Here is a 1,517-nt window from a genome sequence, read left to right as displayed (position 1 = left end):
CGGCGTACTCGGGCAGTGGCAGCCAGACGAGCGAGTCGGCGGCGCTCGGTGCGTGGCGCGCCGCGGCCCAGGCGGCGGCCTCGCCGACGCTCGCGATCCAGAAGCGGCCATCGGCCTGTAGCGCGTCCATCAGCCAGGCGAGGTGCGTGGGATCGAGGTGGTACTCGTCGCCACTCGCGCCGTGCACGTAGAGCTGCACGCAGCAGCGACCCGTCACCCAGAGGTCGGACAGGCTGGCGAACTCGTAGGTGAACACGTCCACGCTCTGCGGCGGCGCGGCGTGGAGCGCGTTGTAGGCCGCGGTGTCGTGGAGGAGCAGGTCGATCTCCGCCGGCGAGGTCGCGACCTGAATGGCCTTCTCCGTGAGCCCGGTGCTGAGCACCAGCTCCCAGGGGGTCCAGAAGTCCCAGTTCTGCCGCCACTCGGGCTGCGCGTGATAGCCGAGCAGGAAGGCCGCCGTCGGCTCGCCGCCGCCCGTGCCGTGCGGCGCGCCGTCGCGGGCGCAGAGCCAGCCCTGGGCGCGCAGGCTGTCCATCAGCTCGCGCGTGTGGATGTGGTAGGGGTAGGCGAAGGAGACCGGCCGCTGGCCGGTGGCCGCCTCCAGGGAGTCGGCCGCCGCTGCGAGCTCGCGCCTGAAGCCCTCGGCGTCCAGGCCGATTTCGTGGCGCAGAGCGACGGAATCGCCCATGGCGAGCGGCGTGAGCGGGAGCGGGCTCAGGTGGCGGGCGAGGAAGAGCGGATCCGTGCCCGTGAGCAGGGGATCGACGCGGTAGTCGTGCCCGGGGATCGGCTCGACGACCAGCTCGTGCTGGCCGCGGGCCGCCAGGCTGTCCGCGAGATCGCGCAGGTAGACCAGCTCGCTGCCGAGCTCGATCTCCGCGAGCAGATCCCAGCCCGGATGCTCCTCCGCGCTCGCCGGAGAGGGGCGATCCGGACCGGCGAGGACGAAGGCCAGCAACGCGGTCGTCGCGAGCCGGAAGCGGGGCATGGGGACTCCTCGGGTGGCGGCGCGGCCGCTGGGGCGACTACCAGTATACGATACCCGGCGGCAGCGGCCCAAGCGGGGCCCCTGGACAGAGCGCCGGGCAGGGCCTAGGATCCACCTGCCATGACAGCGCTCATCCTCCGCTACCGCCTCGGCGACCGGGAGCACAGCGCCCAGCTGGGGCCCTGCGTTTCCGGCGAGGTGCGGGAATTCGTGCTCGGGCGCGACGCGGACTGCGCCCTGCCGCTCGCCGAGCGCAGCGTGAGCCGCCGCCATGCGCGCCTGGCCTGGGACGGCGAGCGCTGGACGATCGAGGACCTCGGCAGCCGCTTCGGCACCCAGCTCAACGGCGCTCTCCTGGGCACGCCGATGCCGCTCGCGCCCGGCGATCGCCTGGTGCTGGGTCGCCTGGAGTTCGGCGTGGGGATCGGCGGCGCGGATCCGGAGGCGCCGACCCTGGGCCCCGACGCCGAGCCCACGGTGCTCAGCCTGGGCGCACGGGCTCCGCAGGCAGCGACCGCCCTGGACACGG

The 1,517-nt window shown here is 73.8% G+C and carries 2 protein-coding genes; one reads left to right on the top strand and one right to left on the bottom strand.

The genetic code is table 11. The annotated features are described in order from the left end of the window. Positions 1-988: hypothetical protein (locus FJ251_16360; GenBank protein ID MBM4119273.1), on the bottom strand; the 988-nt coding region annotated here is incomplete at its 3' end. 120 nt (positions 989-1,108) lie between these two features. Between FJ251_16360 and FJ251_16355 the strand changes: the two genes are divergently transcribed. Beyond that, positions 1,109-1,517, top strand: a 409-nt coding sequence (locus tag FJ251_16355) for an FHA domain-containing protein (GenBank protein ID MBM4119272.1), incomplete at its 3' end; no start/stop codon positions are given.

It is taken from the genome of bacterium (genome assembly GCA_016873475.1).
Taxonomy (GTDB): domain Bacteria; phylum Krumholzibacteriota; class Krumholzibacteriia; order JACNKJ01; family JACNKJ01; genus VGXI01.
Note: the sequence above shows the minus strand (reverse complement) of the source record. Positions and strands in the feature narration are given on the sequence as shown.